The 14996-nt window shown below is 57.1% G+C and carries 16 protein-coding genes and 2 pseudogenes; 13 read left to right on the top strand and 5 right to left on the bottom strand.

What is annotated here, in order from left to right; all coding sequences use genetic code 11:
• The first annotated feature begins 6 nt into the window (after positions 1-6).
• The 7 genes and pseudogenes from AB4N91_RS12205 (at position 7) to AB4N91_RS12175 (ending at position 6868) form a co-directional block, all read left to right on the top strand.
• Positions 7-966 carry a peptidylprolyl isomerase gene (locus AB4N91_RS12205; protein ID WP_077748439.1) on the top strand — a complete coding sequence of 320 codons (960 nt, stop codon included), beginning with the start codon at positions 7-9 and terminating at the stop codon, positions 964-966.
• A gap of 25 nt (positions 967-991) precedes the next feature.
• Positions 992-1984: a GTP 3',8-cyclase MoaA gene (gene moaA / locus AB4N91_RS12200; RefSeq protein WP_154504667.1), complete on the top strand. Its 993-nt coding sequence runs from the start codon at positions 992-994 to the stop codon at positions 1982-1984.
• Between the two features lie 263 nt (positions 1985-2247).
• Entirely contained in the window at positions 2248-4263 is a 2016-nt protein-coding gene (locus AB4N91_RS12195) for a ribonucleoside triphosphate reductase (protein WP_460112492.1), read from the top strand.
• 32 nt (positions 4264-4295) lie between these two features.
• Positions 4296-4463, top strand: a complete 168-nt coding sequence (nrdD, locus tag AB4N91_RS12190) for an anaerobic ribonucleoside-triphosphate reductase (protein WP_010460242.1) — start codon at positions 4296-4298, stop codon at positions 4461-4463.
• The gene (locus AB4N91_RS12185; protein ID WP_424479031.1) at positions 4460-5155 is read left to right on the top strand and encodes an anaerobic ribonucleoside-triphosphate reductase activating protein; all 696 of its coding nucleotides are present in this window, start codon (positions 4460-4462) and stop codon (positions 5153-5155) included. The genes nrdD and AB4N91_RS12185 overlap by 4 nt, the downstream gene beginning before the upstream one ends.
• Positions 5156-5206: 51 nt before the next feature.
• Positions 5207-5728 (top strand): annotated as a pseudogene (locus tag AB4N91_RS12180) (MCP four helix bundle domain-containing protein); the annotation flags it as partial.
• Positions 5729-5731: 3 nt separating this feature from the next.
• Complete coding sequence (locus AB4N91_RS12175; protein WP_372242836.1) at positions 5732-6868, top strand: methyl-accepting chemotaxis protein; 1137 nt, start codon at positions 5732-5734, stop codon at positions 6866-6868.
• Positions 6869-6901: 33 nt separating this feature from the next.
• On the opposite strand, the gene AB4N91_RS12170 is transcribed toward AB4N91_RS12175, so the two are convergent.
• The 5 genes from AB4N91_RS12170 to AB4N91_RS12150 all read right to left on the bottom strand — a co-directional run bounded on the left by AB4N91_RS12170 (position 6902) and on the right by AB4N91_RS12150 (position 10432).
• A complete protein-coding gene (locus AB4N91_RS12170; protein ID WP_460112491.1) occupies positions 6902-8281 on the bottom strand; it encodes a 4Fe-4S binding protein in 1380 nt (459 codons plus the stop codon).
• A complete protein-coding gene (locus tag AB4N91_RS12165; RefSeq protein WP_460112490.1) occupies positions 8269-9120 on the bottom strand; it encodes an FTR1 family iron permease in 852 nt (283 codons plus the stop codon). The genes AB4N91_RS12170 and AB4N91_RS12165 overlap by 13 nt, the downstream gene beginning before the upstream one ends.
• Before the next feature lie 22 nt (positions 9121-9142).
• Positions 9143-9475, bottom strand: a complete 333-nt coding sequence (locus tag AB4N91_RS12160) for a cupredoxin domain-containing protein (protein WP_010460251.1) — start codon at positions 9473-9475, stop codon at positions 9143-9145.
• Positions 9476-10006, bottom strand: coding sequence for an iron transporter (locus AB4N91_RS12155; RefSeq protein ID WP_010460253.1), 531 nt, complete (start codon positions 10004-10006; stop codon positions 9476-9478).
• Positions 10007-10093: 87 nt separating this feature from the next.
• Positions 10094-10432, bottom strand: a complete 339-nt coding sequence (locus tag AB4N91_RS12150; protein WP_077748446.1) for a hypothetical protein — start codon at positions 10430-10432, stop codon at positions 10094-10096.
• A 157-nt stretch (positions 10433-10589) separates the two neighbouring features.
• Here AB4N91_RS12150 and AB4N91_RS12145 point away from each other — a divergent pair, with 157 nt between their 5' ends.
• The 6 genes and pseudogenes from AB4N91_RS12145 to AB4N91_RS12120 all read left to right on the top strand — a co-directional run bounded on the left by AB4N91_RS12145 (position 10590) and on the right by AB4N91_RS12120 (position 14754).
• Complete coding sequence (locus tag AB4N91_RS12145; protein WP_077748447.1) at positions 10590-10829, top strand: DUF3079 domain-containing protein; 240 nt, start codon at positions 10590-10592, stop codon at positions 10827-10829.
• Positions 10830-11211: 382 nt separating this feature from the next.
• Positions 11212-11790, top strand: coding sequence for a hypothetical protein (locus tag AB4N91_RS12140; RefSeq protein WP_224795479.1), 579 nt, complete (start codon positions 11212-11214; stop codon positions 11788-11790).
• Positions 11791-12040: 250 nt separating this feature from the next.
• Positions 12041-12226: pseudogene (locus AB4N91_RS12135) on the top strand (IS5/IS1182 family transposase); the annotation flags it as partial.
• A gap of 305 nt (positions 12227-12531) precedes the next feature.
• Positions 12532-13902 carry an NAD(P)-binding domain-containing protein gene (locus AB4N91_RS12130; protein ID WP_077748449.1) on the top strand — a complete coding sequence of 457 codons (1371 nt, stop codon included), beginning with the start codon at positions 12532-12534 and terminating at the stop codon, positions 13900-13902.
• Between the two features lie 263 nt (positions 13903-14165).
• Positions 14166-14447, top strand: coding sequence for a hypothetical protein (locus tag AB4N91_RS12125; protein ID WP_010460264.1), 282 nt, complete (start codon positions 14166-14168; stop codon positions 14445-14447).
• A 64-nt stretch (positions 14448-14511) separates the two neighbouring features.
• The gene (locus AB4N91_RS12120; RefSeq protein ID WP_010460266.1) at positions 14512-14754 is read left to right on the top strand and encodes an AbrB/MazE/SpoVT family DNA-binding domain-containing protein; all 243 of its coding nucleotides are present in this window, start codon (positions 14512-14514) and stop codon (positions 14752-14754) included.
• Positions 14755-14996 lie beyond the last annotated feature (242 nt).

The raw sequence follows: 14996 nt of genomic DNA, 5'->3' as shown, positions 1-14996 counted from the left end.
ACAATCATGTCAGGTGGATGCGGATGTGGTGGCGGTAATGGGGGCAGCGGTGGCTGCGGTTCTTCAAAAAAAGCGGAGGCCGTTCTCGACATGGCACCGGTCGCAGAGGCGCAGTTCGAGGCGCTGCCGGTTGAGCCCGCAGGGGCCGATGACGCCCCGGCGCAGTTGATCGCCAGCAGTGAACAGGAGTGGCCGATCATCAGCGTCAACGAGGTGTCGATCACGCCGGAAGCGATGGCGCTGGAGCTGCAATATCACCCGGCCGAAAGCCGCGAAGAAGCGGTGTACTTGGCCGCCAGGGCGTTGGTGATCCGCGAGTTGTTGCAGCAGCGCATTGCCGAACTCGGCGTATCGATGGAGATCGGTGCTGGCGAGAACGAAGAAGAAGCGGCCACGCGTTTGTTGCTTGAACGCGAGGTGCATGTGCCGCAGTGCGACGAGGAAACCAGTCTTCGTTACTACGAAAACAATCGCGGGCGCTTTCACAGCGCACCATTGCTGGCGGTACGGCACATCCTGCTCGAATGTGCGCCGGACGATGTAGAGGCGCGCAGCCTTGCGCATGTTCAGGCGGAAGTCCTGCTGCAACGTCTGGATGAATTCCCCGGCACTTTCGCCGAACTGGCGTTGAAATATTCGGCCTGCCCGTCGAAGGCTCAGGGTGGTTCTTTGGGGCAGATCAGCAAGGGCCAGACCGTGCCTGAACTGGAACGTCAGTTGTTCACTCTGGCACCGGGCCTGGCCAGCAAACCGCTGGAAAGTCGCTACGGCTGGCATGTGGTCAGTGTCGATCAGCGAATCGAAGGCATGCCGTTGCCCTACGAAGTGGTGTCGACGGCGATCCGCACGCAGTTGCAGCAAGGCGTGTGGCAAAAAGCCTTGGTGCAATACCTGCAAACCCTGATCGGTGCGGCGGATATTCGCGGTATCCATTTGCAGGGCGCCGACTCACCGCTGGTGCAGTGAGCATCGAGGCAAACCGGGAGATGTGATGAACGCTGTAATGCAGGATGGCTTTGGACGGCAGATTGATTATCTGCGGATGTCGGTGACGGACCGCTGTGATTTTCGCTGTGTGTATTGCATGGCGAAAAACATGACCTTCCTGCCGCGTCAGCAGGTGCTCACCCTTGAAGAGTTGCAGCGTTTGGCAACGCTGTTCGTTGGCCTGGGTGTACGCAAGATTCGCCTGACCGGCGGCGAGCCGCTGATTCGTCCGGGCATTGTCGACCTTTGTCGCAACATCGCCGCGTTGCCCGGTTTGCGCGAATTGGTGATGACCAGCAACGGCTCGCAGCTGGGCCGTCTGGCCCGGCCGTTGGTCGATGCCGGGGTGAAGCGGATGAACATCAGCCTCGATAGCCTGGACGGGCAGAAGTTTCGCGCGATCACCCGCATTGGCGATCTCGATCAAGTACTCAACGGCATTGAGGCAGCACGGGACGCGGGGTTCGAGCGGATCAAACTCAACTGCGTGGTGATGAAGGGCCGCAACTTTGATGAAGTCCCGGCGTTGGTGCAGTACGCCATCGACCAGCGCATCGATATCAGTTTCATCGAGGAAATGCCCTTGGGCGATGTCGGGCGTTCCCGGGGTGAATCGTTTTGTTCCAGCGACGAGGTTCGGTCGCTGATCGCCAGCCAGCATCGGTTACTCGACAGCACCGAAAACAGCGGCGGACCGGCACGCTATGTGCGTCTGGAACGCCATCCAGAGACCCGGATCGGCTTCATTTCACCCAACAGCCACAACTTCTGCGGCAGCTGCAACCGGGTACGGATGACCGTTGAAGGGAAGCTGTTGCTGTGTTTGGGGCAGGACGACGCCCTGGATTTAAGAGGGTTGCTGCGGCGTTATCCGCTGGATGATCAGCCCGTGATCAATGCCGTGCAGAAGGCCTTGCGCGGCAAGCCGTTGCGCCACGATTTCAGCCCCGAAGGGGAGGTGCAGATTGTACGGTTCATGAACATGAGTGGCGGTTGAGCTGATCTGTAAAACACAGCAAATCACTGTGGGAGCGAGCCTGCTCGCGATAGCGGTAGAACAATCGACATCAATGTTGAGCGTGCTGCAGTCATCGCGAGCAGGCTCGCGCCCACATTAGATTTTCTTCTGCCGTTATCGGACGTTCTTTCGCCGGGGAATCTTGATGTCGATCAATTGCAGATCAGCACTTTTTCCGTAGCCTTCACTGCATGTTGTGGTTTTAGATTTTTTTAAATCTATATGTAGTGTCTGGAGGCCAAATGCAAAGCACGCTGATCGCAGTAGGATGTAACCGCTTGCACAAACGCGATGGCAGTCAGGTCGCCTTCGATGCCGACAAAATCCGTCAGGCATTGATCGCCGCCGGCAAGGCGACGGGGGAGTACGCCGAGGTTGAGGTTGAAGGCTTGCTTAACGCGGTATTGGCCAGGCTCGAAGGTTTGCCAAGACTCCATGTCGAGCAAATCCAGGACCGTGTTGAACGGGTGTTGATGGACGCCGGATATTTCCTCGCCATGCGTGCCTACATCGTCTACCGCGAACAGCACGGGCGCTTGCGCCGCGACCGCCGGACCATGGTCGAGGTGGCGACTTCGATGAACGAATACCTGGACCGTGAAGACTGGCGGGTCCAGGCCAACGCCAATCAGGGGTATTCACTGGGCGGACTGGTGTTGAACGTGTCGGGCAAGGTCACTGCCAACTACTGGCTGGACGAGGTGTACAGCGAGGCCATAGGCCAGGCCCACCGCGAGGCGGATTTGCATGTGCACGACCTCGACATGCTCGCCGGTTACTGCGCCGGCTGGTCGCTGCGCACCCTGTTGCACGAAGGGCTCAACGGTGTGCCGGGGCGTGTTGAAGCCGGTCCGCCAAAGCACTTGAGCAGTGCCTTGGGGCAGATGGTGAATTTTCTCGGCACCCTGCAAAACGAATGGGCCGGTGCCCAGGCGTTCAGCTCGTTCGACACCTATCTGGCGCCCTACGTGCGCAAGGATCAACTGACTTTTCAGGAAGTACGCCAGGCGATCCAGGAGTTCATCTACAACCTCAACGTACCGTCACGCTGGGGCACGCAGACGCCATTTACCAACCTGACCTTCGACTGGGTGTGCCCCCAGGATTTGCGTGAGCAAATACCCGTCATCGGCGGTGAAGAAATGCCGTTTGCCTATGGTGACCTGCAAGCCGAAATGGAGCTGCTCAACCGCGCTTACATCGAAGTGATGCAGGCCGGTGACGCGAAAGGGCGGGTGTTCACCTTTCCGATCCCGACCTACAACATCACCCATGACTTTCCGTGGGACAGTGAAAACGCCGATCGTCTGTTCGAGATGACCGCGCGGTACGGCCTGCCGTATTTCCAGAACTTCCTCAATTCTGATCTGCAACCCAATCAGGTGCGTTCAATGTGCTGCCGTTTGCAGCTCGATGTGCGCGAGTTGCTCAAGCGTGGCGGCGGCTTGTTCGGCTCAGCGGAACAGACCGGATCGCTTGGCGTTGTCACCATCAACTGCGCACGGCTGGGCTATGTGTTCAAGGGTGATACCAGTGGATTATTGCAGCGCCTGGACATACTGATGGAACTGGCGATGGAAAGCCTGGAGGTCAAGCGCAAGGTGATTCAGCACCACATGGATGCCGGTTTGTACCCGTACACCAAGCGCTACCTCGGAACCCTGCGCAACCATTTCTCGACCATCGGCCTCAACGGCATGCATGAAATGCTGCGCAATTTCACCGGCGACGAGGAGGGCATGCACACCGAGCATGGCCGGCAGTTTGCCCTGAACATGCTCGATCATGTGCGCGCCACGTTGCTGCGTTTCCAAGAGGAAACCGGCCACATGTACAACCTGGAGGCGACGCCAGCTGAGGGCACGACTTACCGTTTTGCCAAGGAAGACCTCAAGCGTTACCCCGGCATTCTCCAGGCTGGCAGCGTGCAAGCGCCGTATTACACCAACTCTTCCCAACTGCCCGTGGGCTACACCGAAGACCCCTTCGAGGCCCTGGAGCTTCAAGACGAACTGCAATGCAAATACACCGGCGGCACCGTCTTGCATCTGTACATGGCCGAGCGGATTTCCTCGACCGAGGCGTGCAAGCAACTGGTGCGCAAAGCGCTTGGCCGCTTCCGCCTGCCGTACCTGACCGTGACCCCGACGTTCTCCATCTGCCCGGTGCACGGCTACCTCGATGGCGAGCATGAGTTCTGCCCCAAATGCGACGAGGTCTTGCTGTTGCAAGAACAGAAGCTCGGCACCGTTCATTGATTTCGATCCACTCAACCGCAAGGAGCTTCACCATGACTGCATCGCAAGCACTGCCCCAGGCTCAACGTCAACGCTGCGAAGTCTGGACCCGGGTGATGGGCTATCACCGCCCTGTGTCGGCGTTCAATCCGGGTAAACAGTCGGAGCACCGTGAGCGGGTGCACTTCACTGAAAGCGCGGCGCTGGCCGGGCGCCAATGAGTCGAACGCTTCGGGTCGGGGGCATGGTGCCCCTGACCACTATCGACTATCCGGGACAGCTCGCCTGTGTGCTGTTTTGCCAGGGTTGCGCCTGGCGTTGTCGTTACTGCCATAACCCGCAGTTGATCCCGCCTCGTGGCACAGACGAAGTGGAATGGCGGCGGGTGCTGGCGTTTCTGCAACGCCGTCAGGACCTGCTCGATGCGGTGGTGTTCAGTGGCGGTGAGCCGACCCTGCAGGACGGTTTGCTCGGCGCCATGGAGGAGGTGCGGGCGATGGGGTTTCGCATTGGTTTGCACAGTGCCGGTATCAAGCCGGCTGCGTTCGCCAAGGCATTGCCTGGCGCTGATTGGGTTGGCTTCGATGTGAAGGCGCTGCCGGAGGATTGCCAGGCGATCACCCGGGTCGAAGGCAGCGGTACCGCCAATTGGCGCAGTCTTGAGCATCTGCTGGCCAGTGGTGTCGATTATGAATGTCGTACCACCGTGCACTGGCATCTGTTTGAACCGGCGCGTCTGCTGATCCTTGCCAAGCGCTTGAGCGAACTCGGCGTCAAGCGTTTCGCCGTGCAACTGGTTCGCACCGAGCGGATGTTCGACCCGTTGCTGCCGAGTGTTTCGGCACAAGCCTTGCTACCTGACTTATGGGAAGCCATGCGCGAGCTGTTTCCCGCTTTCGTGTTACGGGGGTAACCGTGGCTGCGAATCAACGTTTAACGGTGACATCCATCATTAGGTTTTCAAATGCGCTGCCAATCGGCAGGTATCAAACAGGGAGCATTTGATATGGCCAAATTAACGACAGCACAACGTATCGTCATCGGCTTTGCCATCGCGCCGTTGGCGCTGATGGGCATGGCGTTTTACGCGTTGCACGATCTGGCAACGCTCAAGGAACAGGCGGTAGTAATCGTCAAGCAGGACTGGCCGAAGATCGATCCGATCATGGTCATCGCCACCGGCGTACGTGATAACGCCAGGAACACCCGGGATCTACTGATCGATAAAGATAATCAGCAGGTGCAGCAGTCAATCGACGCTACCAAGAAAAGGATTACCCAGGCACTCGATACGCTTGAACCATTGTTCTATTTGCCAGAGGGCAAAACCGCTTATGCCGCGTTGAAGAAGAATCGTGAAGCCTACGTGGCGGCGTTCACTCAAGTGCAGGTGTTGATCCGGCAAGGGGCTTTCGATGACGCCATGGCACAGCTGAAACAAAAGGTCGTGCCGGCCGAACGCGAGGTTTATGGCAGCCTGGATCAATTGATGGCGCTGCAAGGCAAAATATTCGCCGACAGAGAACAATCAGCGCAGGCGCTGTACAGCGATGCCCGGCGCAATATGCTCGGGTTGTTTTTGTTCTGTGTGGCGCTGGTCATCGCCGCGGCGGTGATCGTCACGCGCAGTGTGACCCGTCCATTGGGCGGCGAGCCGGATGATGCCGCACGGTTTTTAAGTCAGATCGCTCAAGGCGACCTGACGATTCAGGTACCCGTGAACTCAAGTGCCGGCGGCAGCGTGATGATGAACATGCATCAGATGCAGCAAAGTCTGAATGCCATGGTCAGGCACATCGCGATGTCGGTGGACCAGGTGGCCAGTTCCTCCGAAGAGCTGAGTGCGGTCAGCAGCCAGACCAGCAGCAACCTGCAATTGCAAGGGCTGGAGATCGAGCAGGCGGCCACCGCCGTGAACCAGATGACCGCGGCGGTCGATGAAGTGGCGCGCAATGCGGTCAGCACCTCCGAGGCCTCGCGGCAGTCCGAGCAAACCGCGCAACGCGGGCGTGAACAGGTTCAGGAAACCGTGGTTTCAATCGGCGCACTGGCCGATGGGGTCACCGACACCTCACAGCGCATCGAGCAACTGGCGGGCCGGGTGCAGGACATCAGCAAGGTGCTGGACGTGATTCGCAGCATCGCCGAGCAGACCAATTTGCTGGCCCTTAACGCGGCCATTGAAGCGGCTCGTGCTGGTGATGCCGGACGCGGTTTTGCCGTGGTCGCCGATGAAGTGCGCGCCCTGGCGCATCGCACTCAAGAGTCCACCCAGGAAATCGAGCAGATGATCGGCAACATTCGTCTCGATACCGGGCATGCGGTGACGGCCATGCAAAGCAGCAGCAACCTGGTGCGGGCCACCCTGGAAGTGGCGCAACGGTCGGGCGATGCATTGGATGAAATCACCCGGTCGATCTCGCAGATCAACGAGCGCAACATGATGATTGCCAGCGCTACGGAGGAGCAGGCATTGGTGGCGCGTGAGGTGGACCGCAATCTGATGGGGATTCGCAACTTGTCAGAGCAGGTCTTGCTGGGTGCCCAACATACTCACACCGCAGGTCACGATTTGGCGCAGATGGCCGGGGCGCTGCACCAGACGGTGGCGCGTTTTAAAGTCTAGGTAATTCGGGTTGGTGGTTGTGGATTAGGGCGCTCAGGACCAGCCCCAGAACTGCAACCACCAGTCGAACCCTACCAAGCCGATGGCGGGTAACAGGCAAGTGCTGCCAGCGCAGCGACGAACCTGGGAAAGGCCTTCGCGGTCCAGCCGTTTCCAACCCAGCAACAGGCTCCAGCCCATCGCAGCCATTAACAGACAAGCCCTGGCCGGTTGTACCCACTCCAGCAGCAGACCTTCATAGCGCAGCAATTTCACCGTTGTGGCCGACAGCCCTAGAAACAATCCCGCCCCACCCAAGGGCGTGAGTGTCAGCGCCAGGGGCCAATACAGTGCAGGATCTTGCGCCAGTCGAGCCGTCAGGCGCATAAGGATCATCAACGCCGTGCCCAACACCATCGAACTCAAACTCAAGTAAGCGACGATGCTGAAACCGTCGAGCCAGCTGAAGCTGTCGTTGAGCTGCGGATAATGGGTCAGCAGCCACCAGGGCGCGTTGTCCTCAAGGGCCCAGAGTTGGTCGTGCTCGACCAGCCATTGGGCGAGGGTTTGTTTGAGGGCGACGAACCATGGGCTGACCGTCCACTGAAAGGCGCCCATGGCCAGACCGATCACACCGAACAGCAATAGACGCGCGTCCCATGGTGAAAGCGTCTGCGCCGTCGCATGAAGAATCTCTTGGTTGCTGGAGCGCGCGATCAGCTGAACCGCGCCGCGTTGTCCGCTGCAACGTCCGCAGGCATGGCAGTCACTGGCGCCTTGCATACGACGGATATCGAGCAAGGGCGCGCAGTTGGGCGGCGGGAGGCGTGGCGCGGCGTTTTCCATCCAGCGTTGTTCGTCGACCTGAAAATGCACGGGCGCCAGTCGGGCGAGCAGGGCGAAGACGCCACTGACCGGGCACAGGTAACGGCACCAGACCCGCTTGCCTCGGGCGAACAGCAACCCGACGACGACCGCGGCGACGGTCGAACCGCCCAGAATCAACAGCGCCGCCTGGGCGTAGTCATAGACGCTGATCAACTGGCCGTAGAGGGTTGTCAGGCAGAACGCCAGGGTTGGCCAGCCGCCCCAGCGCAACCAGCGCGGTACACCCAAACCTTTGCCGTAATGGCTGGCCCATTCGCTGAGTGAGCCTTCCGGACAGAGAACGCCACACCAGATTCGTCCAAACAGTACGATCGACAGCAACACGAACGGCCACCAAATGCCCCAGAACAAAAACTGCGCGAACAGGGTCAGGTTATCGAGCAGCCGTGCCTGGCTGTCCGGCAGCGGCAACACCGCCGGGATCACCAACAGCAACGCGTAAAACAGTACAACGACCCACTGCACGGCACGGATGACGGGCGCGTGACGACGCATGCCGTCGCCCAGGCGCTGCAGCCATTGATTGCGGCGACTCAGCTCAGGCATGGGACTTTTTCCACAGCACGCTGGCGCAGCCAACCTCCGACGGTCAGCCAATAACCGGCCAGCACCAGTAACGTCATGCCGCTGGGCGTCGCACGATAACCGGCAAAACCGGCAAGAAAACCACCCAGTCCATGGCTGTCGCTGAGCAAGGCACTGCTGTCCCAAAGCGCATCACCAACGAGGCTGTACATCACCTCCGGTAAATCCATGGCGAGTAATTGGCCGCCAATTCGCTCGGTACCGCTGACCAGCAACGCCGCGCCGAGTATCAGCAAAACAGCTTCGCTGATGGAAAAGAATCGCTGCCACGAGATGAGCCGGCGACTGCTGTGCAGCAGGGCAATGGTCAGCGCCGACAGCACCAATCCCATTGCGCCGCCGACGACAAACAAACTGAGCTGCGGACCTCGCAACTGAGCACCGGAGCCATAGAGAAAGACTACCGTTTCACTGCCTTCGCGGCTGACGGCGAGCAGGGCCAGCAGTAACAGACCCGCGCCACCTTGCCGAGCCAGGTGGCTATCGGCGTGTCGTTGCAAATCGTGCTTGAGCGTGCGCCCGTGGCGGTGCATCCAGCCGACCATTTGCACGATCAGCAGGCTGGCCACCAGCGCAAGTGCAGCCTGGAACCATTCACTGGCTGAACCGCTCATGGCCTCACCGGCAAACAGAATCAACACCGCCAGCAGGCCCGAAAGCATCAACCCCAGCACGACGCCTGCCCACAAGTACTTCGCCAGTCGATCACCCTGATGCTGACTGACCCAGGCCTGGAGAATGCCGATCACCAGCAGCGCCTCGACGCTTTCGCGCCAGACAATGAACATTGATTGATACATGAAAACTCCGTGTTTGAACGGGTTATTTCGCGAGGATGCCGCCCTCGGGCAGTTGTGGATTGAACTCGTCGAAGAAGGGGTAGTGGCCGGGCCTGAGCGGGTGAATGACCACAAAGGTTGTCACGCCCGGCGACAGGACTTTTTCGACCCGCAACGGCGTGCTCTCAAATTCGGCTGGGCCTTGGCCGATATTTCTCAGGATGATCTTGAAGCGCTGACCGGCCGGAACCTCCAACAGGGCAGGAGTGAAGTGGCCATCGCGCAGGCTGAGTTCATAGCTGGGTAATTCGGCATAGGCCATGAACGGCGCCACTGCTCCGGCAAGCATCAGCCAGGCAATCTGCAGGCGCTTCATTCAATAGCCGCCTTTTTTACCAATGCCGGCGTAGATGAACTCGTAGTGCAATTCGCAGCGTTCAAACCAGGGGGCTACGCCGGTTTCCTTATCGGTATGACGGCCAAGGGACCCATGACCGCCGGGTGGCAGGACGGTGAAGGTCAGCTGATATTTGCCTGGGCCGAGCAGCTTTACATTGTCGCCATAGTGCGGGCCGTCATTGGCGACCATGGCGTGGAAATCGCCTTTGAGTTCGTTCTCGCTGCCCTGTTTTTTCAGATAGAACGAGACATTGAGGTAAGGCACGAAACTGCCTTCCTGAAAGCCCTGTCGATTGTCCGCCGTGGCGCGAATGTCGGCTTCCAGATGCACATCGGAATCCGCGGTGGCCCGCATCATTCCGGCAGGTGCCATCTCGATCGGCTGCAAATACACCGCCCCGACTTCCAGCCCAGGACACAACTGTGGCTCACCGATCGGGTATTCCTTAGCGTGAGCCAGCGGTGTGAGCAAGAGCAGGGCAAGCGAAAGCGACAAGGGGGTACGCATAATTTCTTCCTGGGCATTGACGAGTAGGAGCCCGAGTCTAGGAAGCTTTGCTGCGAACAATAATGATTGGCATCAAGTTTCGAGAAATTAAACCGATGGCACATCACTCTGGCGAAATCGCTGGGCGCGCTCGACGGTGTGGGTCATCTGTTCGGCTGCGTGAATGGTCAGCGGATGCTGGGTAAAGCCGGGTCTGGGGGATATGTAGGTGGCCATCTCGCGCGCAACGGCGAGCTGGTGTTCCGAACCATCGGCCAGCAGGGCGATGACCAGGTTTTCCAAGGCAATCACTCGGACACGCAGATGAACCAGTTCAGCGTTGGTCAAGGCGGGCGGGGCGGTAAACGCTTTGTCATCAAGAGATGTTGCAGCATCTTGATCGTCCCAAGTTGATAGGCCGCTTGGGAAAGGATTTTTATTGAGCATGAGAGGCGTCTCCAAGTCTGTTAAAGCGTTAGCTTAGCCCCGGGATTGCGAAGGAGGTGAGCGCAGTCATCTGATGTCGATTCTTGATGTGTATCAAGGCTGGCTTTGCGTAAGGGCTATAGGTTGGAAGAACGCCTCCCAATGACCGGAGATCGGCATGGCTAAGAACTTCCCCATCAACCCCAAGCACCCCGAACGGATTTGTTGGGGGTGCGACCGTTATTGTCCGGCGAAGTCCCTGGCCTGCGGCAATGGTTCCGACCGTACGATGCACCCGGCCGAACTTTTCGGCGAGGATTGGAATGTGCCTGGTGACTGGGGCATCGAGAAGCTCATCACTACTGACAAGCCGACAGATGATGTTGCGGACACCTGGACTGGCAGTCGGAGCGAGTAGCGGGTGACAGAAGCAAACAACCAGACAGTTTCATGCTTTTAGTTACCATTTTTTAGGTTATTTAGTTCGGATAGCTGGCAGGCTGCTCAAAAAACATCACATCGATCATCTATGCGATTTCGCCACATTAATATAACTAAACTAAATAGACATTTAGCTTAGTTATAATTATTCGTTATTAATGGGGAAGGGTAGTGCATTAAATGAACTAGGGGTCGTTCTTCCTTGGTCGCTATCTTTCAATCATGTACGGTATCTTTCAAAGCTTCAAGCAGACACGTGTAATCGGTAACAAGCCAAGTAAATCAGGGGCTCCAGCGTTGTGAAGCTTCTGGCTTTGGCTTCTAAGAGCTGAACGAAAACGAGTGAAAAGATTGTTGTAATGACATATTTATCGCCCTGGATGGTTGAAAGCGCTTATCGCTATTTGAAGGCTGCGAAGCACCTTAGACGTGGCCATGACATGCTGGACATTGCGCAGATCAATGCTGCAATTGGCATGGAAATCCTGCTCAAAAGCTTCGTGTCAAAACCCAATGGCAACCTTGGCCAGGTTAATGAAACTTACGAACTAGACCTGGTAGCAATAAAAGCTGCGCATGAGCATTTGAAAGCGACAGACAGAATTCCGGTTTATCGGAAAGACAGAGGGCCAAATAAGCACGATCTGCTTACGTTGTTTCACGCGATACCTGAACCGATCAGGCAGCATATTCGGCTTGATCGTCACGAGCATTGGATCGAGAAGGATCGTGAAGTTTTCACCAATGCGCGTTATCGATATGAAGCCGGTGCTCCTGGAGGTTACGACGATATTTTGATCGGTGTCTTGGACGAACTGATTGAGGACGTTGTGCACTGGTATCGTGAGCTGGGCAGCAAAGATATGTTCATCGTGTTTTATGGAATGCCGCCGCTGGAGCAGTTGCCGGATTCCGATCAGGAGCCGGACAACCTTTGAGCCTGCCTTCAAATCTGATCACCACAGCCCCCCAGCCCCATATAAGATATTACGCATAATGTATATTATGTTAAACGATGTGTCAGAGCGGAACTTCTACCAAAGGTTCTTTCGAGCTACCACTGCTGTACCCCGCACCGACAGAGCTCTCTGAGTGCAAGTGATAGCGAGTCGCCTGTCACTCAAGCGATTCGTGCGATGACCAACTGGGATTCATCTGACGTACTGAGCCGAGCCGGTGGCTCGAAGGATGGAGGAAGCGCTATATGAAATCGCGCCAATACGTCAGTTCGCATGCCTGACCATCAGCGCGTCTAACTCCGAAGACACCACGATCATGACCTTCCGGCACCTGCTGGAAATACATAAGTTGGCCCATGCGATCTTCACCATCATCAATGGTTATTTGCAGGAAAAAGGCTTCTCCCTACGTCGGGTGTGTTAACGTTCTGACCGGTTTCAAGCATTTTTTCTCCTGTTTGACCGGATCGAACGCTGCCTTCCAGCGTTTTCTCGAGAACCCTCGCTTCATTGGTGGCCTGCCCACCCTCCGGCCTTCTGTTTCAGCGACAGATGCTGCCTTCATCACATTGCACTATCGGTAAAGCCGATTTTAGTGCGCATCACTACAGAGCTTGATGGCCCGACCGTTGCCGGTACGAGCATCACTCTTTTCCGCGCTCAGTCGTCGTCAGGGCCAAGATCCCGCGCGCGATGAACCGCCTGAAGAAAGGAGTCTTTATGACTTTTAGAGTTGCCATTCTTGGCGCCGGCCCTAGCGGCTTGGCACAATTACGTGCTTTTGAAGCTGCCCGTTGCGACGGCGCTGAATCCCCCGAGATCGTTTGCTACGAAAAGCAGAGTGACTGGGGCGGTCTGTGGAATTACACCTGGCGCACCGGTTTGGATCTGTATGGCGAGCCCGTCCATGGCAGCATGTACCGATATCTCTGGTCAAACGGCCCCAAGGAATGCCTGGAGTTCGCCAATTACAGTTTCGAAGAACACTTCGGCCGGCCGATTCCTTCCTACCCGCCACGCGCCGTGTTGCGAGACTACATCATCGGCCGCGTAGCCAAAAGCAACGTGCGACAGCACATCCGTTTCAATACAGCGGTGCATTGGGTTGCCTATGACGAGAGCACCGGCAAGTTCGCGGTCACCGTGCGCGACCTCAAGCAAGACCAACTGATCACCGAAGAATTCGATCACGTAATCGTCGCCACCGGGCACTTCTCGACCCCCAACGCGCCCTACTTCGAAGGCTTGGAGCAGTTCCCCGGTCGCGTATTGCACGCCCATGATTTCCGCGATGCATGCGAGTTTCAAGGCAAAAATTTGCTGCTGGTTGGCAGCAGCTACTCCGCAGAAGACATCGGCACGCAGTGCCACAAGTACGGCGCCAAGTCGGTTACTTTCAGCTATCGCACCAAGCCTATGGGCTTTGATTGGCCGGAATCTTTTGCCGAAGTACCGTTGCTCACCCATGTGGTCGGCAAGACCGCACATTTTAAGGATGGCACCAGCAAAGAGGTCGACGCGATCATCCTGTGCACCGGGTATCAGCATCACTTCCCGTTCATGCCCAACGAGTTGACGCTGACCACGCGCAACCGGCTCTACCCGGAAGGCTTGTACAAAGGCATCGTGTCTTTGGCCAATCCGAAGCTGATGTTCCTCGGCATGCAGGATCAGTACTACACGTTCAACATGTTCGATGCCCAGGCCTGGTATGCCCGGGACATTATGCTTGGCCGCATCACGCTACCAGTAGAGCAAGCCATGGTCAGCGACAGCCGTGAATGGGTGGCTCGCGAAGAGCAAGTGGCCGATCCCTTTGAAGCCATCGACTATCAAGCCGCCTACATACTCGACCTGCTTGAGCCCACCGATTACCCGCCTTTCGATGTTCTCGCCGTGGCTGATATCTTCAAGGAGTGGGAGCATGACAAAGAAGCGGACATCCTCGGCTATCGCAACAAAAGCTACCGCTCCACGCTGACCGGCACCATGGCGCCCGTGCATCACACGCCGTGGATGGATGCGATGGACGATTCACTGGAAGCCTTTCTGCACGGCAAGCAATCGAAGCCTGCAAAGGTATCTACATGAATCAGCCAAGCCTGAGCCAGGCACGGTCGCACTCCCCTCTCCAGTCGACCGATAAGATCGAGTACGGAATCATCCCTGGCATGTTCCCAATTTCACACGATCGCCGTGTTGGAAGAAATTGATGATCCGCCTCCTCTCTTCGACCTGAAATCCTGTGGCTGTATCTGCAGCCCAAATTTTCGACACGATCGATTGGATGTTCCCCAACCGGCCACTGGCCTAGTCGATTACTGGGTGCCTGGTTTCCTCATAGGAGTGACAAATTGCTGACTCGACCCGACAAAGATGCGCTACGTGCAATGCTCGAATCGCAAGTTCAAGAAAAGCTACAGCACGACCCTGATGCGGTAACGACTTATGCAGCACAGCCTGAACCCGAACGGAAGCCATACACCAGTAAGCCCACGGTTCAGGACAAGGCTTTTCACAAAGAGTTAGAGCAAATGCGTGCAGATGCCGAAGCCGGAGTGATACATACGCCTAAGCGTGAGTCTCAGGAGACGGGGGCTCCTAGCCTTAGGCTGGACGATTATCCAGATCTGTAAAACACGCCGCAGTGAATCTAAAGGCATTGGACGGCTTCAGAATTAGAACCAATGGAGACCACACGTGAGAAAGCCCCCTTTGAAGGTCATCATTGAAGAATGGGATGGTGACGGCGCTATTCGAATTCCGGACGAAGCGCTGCAGGAATTGGAACTGGATGTCGGCGACGCTGTGTATTTGATAGAAGAATTTGTTGGCAATACGCGCTGCCTTGTCCTATCAAAAAAGCCTCAAATCACGGATCTGATAGACGAGCTCACGGAAGCATGGAATAGCAGGCAGCTTGGTAACGCCCAGGAGAAATGAGACAGCTGCAATGCGCTTCGCGAATCAATCGTGGCAGGCCAACTGCGGAGTGAATCGCTCAGGGCATATGAATACTTTGGGTCGAGCCGGCTTAAGCCCGAATGAGCGATAGCCGATGTAGCTATAGCTCCGCAGCCCAGCAAATCGCCAATTGAATCAGAGATCAGGTACTTGCGGGCCGAGAATTATGTAAAGGCCTGGTTAAGCAGTAGTGGTACCCAGGGCGAGCATTAATCGTCCAT

The sequence above is a fragment of the Pseudomonas sp. H3_D04 genome, from assembly GCF_054669175.1.
This window is presented reverse-complemented; position numbering and strand designations above follow the sequence as displayed.